The following is a 4,449-nucleotide window of genomic DNA, read 5'->3' on the forward strand; positions in this document are numbered from 1 at the left end:
TAAACTTTAATTAATTGTTTCTACTACATTTATAACATAATTTAAAAAGCTGAACATCATGAATTTCAATAAAGCAGGAAAATACCTTAGCTTAGCACTTTTAGTCCTAGCTATTTTTTCAATATCTGTTGGTATTAGCGTAGCTGCTGGAGAAAATTCAAGTTCAACTCAAACTGTCGATTTTAATAACTATATTTCTTATTCTAACTCTTCTAATGCTGTTAATGTTGATTATAAATCAGCACCTAACTTAGAAAACAATTTAACTAATTCTAATTTTAATGCTAGTGAAATTACTAGTGGATTTACTAGTGGAATTTCTTTTAATTTAAATAATCGTACTGATTCTTCTGATGAAGATAGTTTGTATGATATATTTGCTTTATCTAATGAAAATTCTCTAAGTACTAATGTTTCCCATGTTTTAAATTGCAAATTTGGTTCTATTCAAACTAATGTTTCACAAGTTCTTAGTGAACAGTTATTTAATACTTCAAGTTTATTAACTAATACTAATAGTACACTAAATTTTGCTGAAGGAAATATAAACCAATTAAATGAGAATCTATCTAAAGTTTTAGATGATAAATTAATTGGATTAAACAATTCTAATGGACTTTATAAAAATTTTATTTTTACTAATGTGGACTTTGATTCAGCATTTTTAAATCTTTTAGCACATTACAATAAAATAATTAATACAGGTTCAGAATCTTTTATTATTAAAAAAAATAAAAGTGGTAATGAATTGAATATTTCAAGTTCTAATAATAAATTGGATACTTTTAGTTTTAATAGAAATTGGGATGAATTAATTGAATTAGAGTTTGGTTCCCATAAACTTATGGCAAGCAAATTACTTGTTTCTAATTATCTTAAAGCATACAATATTTTGAATAAGAATGCTAAAAAAATTTCAAACTTTGGATACTTTAACAAAAATCTACTTGACAATTTTTCTACTGTAGATTTATACAAAAATAAATATACTTTTATTAACAATGTTAATAAAAATCAAATAATCAAAAATAATAATTCTTATTTTTACATATTTAATAATTCTAAAAATAATTCCAAAATTTATACAAATAAATTATCAACCCCAGAAAACTACTCATCAGACAATAGTGATAGTGATGAACCTTCTGATTCGATAAATTTATGTAATAGATTCATTTTTTATTTTAATTCCTTTGAAACTTCAAATGAATTCTACAAAATTTTGGGCAATACAAAGTTTTACGGAAATTTAACTAATTTAACTCCTTTAAAAACTTCTATTTTTGACATATTAGAATCTTATTCTACTAATACAGACTATTTTTCTAATGACATTGTTTCATTTGAAATAGTTGATATAAGAAATGATTCTATTAATTTTGGAATTATAACAGATTATTCTAATCTATTAAATTCTAATCTTTTAAAATTTCTAAATAATCATGTAATTAATCAAGATTACTTTAATGGTTTTAATGATCTTGGAATTATCGTCTATTATAACATTTTTACTATAAACTATAATTTTAATACTCAGACTAAAACTCTTTTAAACTTAGTCTATGGTATTGTGGATATGGAGGTATCTTACAATGATAAATAAACATTTTAAAGTCATTGTAACAGCTTTAGTTTTACTTCTTGTTGTTTCTACAGTTTCTACAATTTCTGCTGTTTCTGCTGCAGAATTTACTGAAACTACTTCAGGAAACTTAAATCAAGCTGTTACAAATGCACAAAATAGTGGTGACGTATCAGATACGATCACGTTAAATCCTGGTACATATACAGGAAATAATAATAAAAATATTGATGTTAATGGTAATAATAAAAATTTAACAGTCCAAGGTAACGGCGATTCAAGCTCAGTTATCCTTGATGCAGAAAGTAATGGAATATTCTTTAACATTACTGGTAACAACCTAAATGTAACCTTTAAAAACCTTACATTTAAAAATGGAAAAAATACAAATAACGGTGGAGCAATAACTAACAACATTGCAAGCAACCAACTAAGCTTTGTTAATTGTATTTTTATAAATAACATTGCTACAAATGGCGGAGCTATTTACAGTAATGGAACTTTATCAGTTACTAACAGTAATTTTATTAATAATTCTGCTAGTGGTTTAGGAGATTCTATCTTTATTGCTGACTCTTCTCCTGTAAGCATTATTAATAATGTTTTTACTACTAATGTTAGTAGTGGGGTTGTTGAGGTAGTTAGTTATGATCCTGACAATGTTGGTTTAGAGAATAATGCTTATTATTTTGTTGGTAATAAAAAAATTAATGTAAACCTTACAAATATTACAGTTCTAAATAACAGGGTTACAGTGTTTGCTGATGTTTTTAATGTTGATGGTTTAATCAACAATGGTGATGTTGCATTTTATGTTGATGGTAAGTTTTCTGGAAGAGTTCTTGTAGTTAATGGTAAAGCATCATATTCATTTAATTCACCAAATGGTGTTTTTGAGGTATATGGTGATTATGTTCATACTAACTTAACTGCAGATACTCCAAGTACTCATGGTATCAATAGTTTAAACTTCTCTGTTAATTATACATCATTGGGTCTTTTATCTGTTCCTTTACCAACTACTGGAACAATGTATTGGGTTGACCCAGTTAATGGTAATGATAGTTGGAGTGGTTTAAATATAACTACAGCAAGGAAAACACTTAATAGTATGTTAGGCACAGCACCATCAGGTTCAATTATTATTATGATGCCTGGTACTTATTCTGCTGCAGGTCAACACTCACTTTCAGTTGGTAAGGATATTACTTTTATTGGAAATGAAACTGATGGGAGGGAGGTTATTATCTCTCCTGCAGGTAATCGTTTTATGACTACTACTACTGCTTCACCTTCTGTTAATCGTAATGTTAATTTGTATAATTTCAGGATACAGACCACAACTATTTCAGGAACAATTTCTATTGGAGCATATGCTAATTTAGTTTTAGATAATCTTAGGGTATCTGGTAAAACTAATGGTAATGGTGTGCTTTATATAAATAATTCCAATGTTAAGCTTACTGTAAACAACTCTGATTTTAATAATCTAGCAGGGACTAATGGTACATTTATTTTTGCTAACCATCGTAGTAATCTAAGTATTATTGTTGACAATTCAAATGTTTCTAATTTACAAAGTACTGGTTATGGTGTAGCTATTTGTATTAATGATAGCAATAATTTAAATCTTATTATAAACAACTCAAATTTTAAGAATTTAAGAGCTCCTAATGCTATTTCCCATGGTGGGCTTCTTTATTGTTCTGGTAATAGTGCTAATGTTATTTTTGATAATTTAAACATGACTAATAGTTCAGTTAACAATGAAGGTTCAGTTGCTTTTCTTACTGGTGGTGGTACTACTGCTGCTACTTATTCTAATATTATTATTCGTAATTCTAATTTTAAGGATGGAAATTCTTCTTATGGTGCTATAGATACTAATCTTGGATGGATAACACAGATTTATTATTCCACTTTTGATAATTTTCGTAGTAATGCTCATGGTGCAGTGTTAGATAATGATGGTCGGGAGATTATTGTTGTTGGCTCTAATTTCACTAATTGTTATACTTGGAATATTTCTGCTGGTCAGACTGGTACACATAATGTTCCAAGTGGTGGTGGTGTTATTTATAACCATGCTGCTTTTGCAAACACTATTACTAATAGTTCTTTTATTAATAATTATGCTAGGTATAATGGTGGGGCTATAGTTGCTCTTGGTGATTTAACTATTGATAATTGTCGTTTTATTGGAAATTCTATTAATGGTTCTAATAGTTCTTACGGTGGTGCAATTTATAATAATGGTAGTTCATTAATTATTATTAATAACTCTTATTTTGATAACAATGATGTTAAAACTACTGCTGCTGCTGCTCTTAGTGGTGGTGGTGCTGTAGCTACAAATAATGGGCAAACTAGAGTTTATAATTCTGTGTTTGTTAATAATGATGCAAATGGTGCTGGAACTACTAGTTATGGTGGTGTTTTCAGTGTTTCTGGTACTGGTTCTATTGTTGCAGATAATTGTACTTTTGAAAATAACTCTGCTAAGTCTTTTGGTGGTGTTGCTGGTACTACTAATGCTGGTTCTAGTATAATCATTACTAATTCAAATTTAGTTAATAATTTTGCAAATGGTTATGGCGGTGCTTTGGGTTCAGCAGGCGGACAAATCAGTATTTATAACTCCCTTTTGACTGGTAATAGGGCTACTACTTCTTATGGTGGTGTTGCTGGTGTTAATAATGCTAATGCAGTTATTTTGATATATAATTCTCAAGGGCATAATAACTATGCTACTACCTTTGGTGGGGTTCTTGGTGCTAATGGTGGATCTATAGTTCTTAATGGTTCTGTATTTACTAATAATTCTGCTGGTTCTTATGGTGGTGTTGCTGGTATTGCTCAAGGTAGTA

2 protein-coding genes are annotated in these 4,449 nt (G+C 28.6%); both read left to right on the forward strand.

Going from position 1 to position 4,449, the window contains the following annotated elements; translation table 11 throughout:
- Positions 1–58: 58 nt before the first annotated feature.
- On the forward strand, positions 59–1,603 hold the full coding sequence (locus MBCUR_RS01265; protein WP_067089237.1) for a hypothetical protein: 1,545 nt from the start codon (positions 59–61) through the stop codon (positions 1,601–1,603).
- Positions 1,593–4,449, forward strand: a 2,857-nt coding sequence (locus MBCUR_RS01270; RefSeq protein ID WP_169805772.1) for a beta strand repeat-containing protein, incomplete at its 3' end; no start/stop codon positions are given. The genes MBCUR_RS01265 and MBCUR_RS01270, both read left to right, overlap by 11 nt.

The sequence above is a fragment of the Methanobrevibacter curvatus genome (assembly GCF_001639295.1).
GTDB lineage: Archaea > Methanobacteriota > Methanobacteria > Methanobacteriales > Methanobacteriaceae > Methanoflexus > Methanoflexus curvatus.

What these genes read in the sequence shown, in the direction of transcription:
- MBCUR_RS01265 (WP_067089237.1), top strand. Translation starts at nt 59, where the DNA reads ATGAATTTCAATAAAGCAGGAAAATACCTTAGCTTAGCACTTTTAGTC.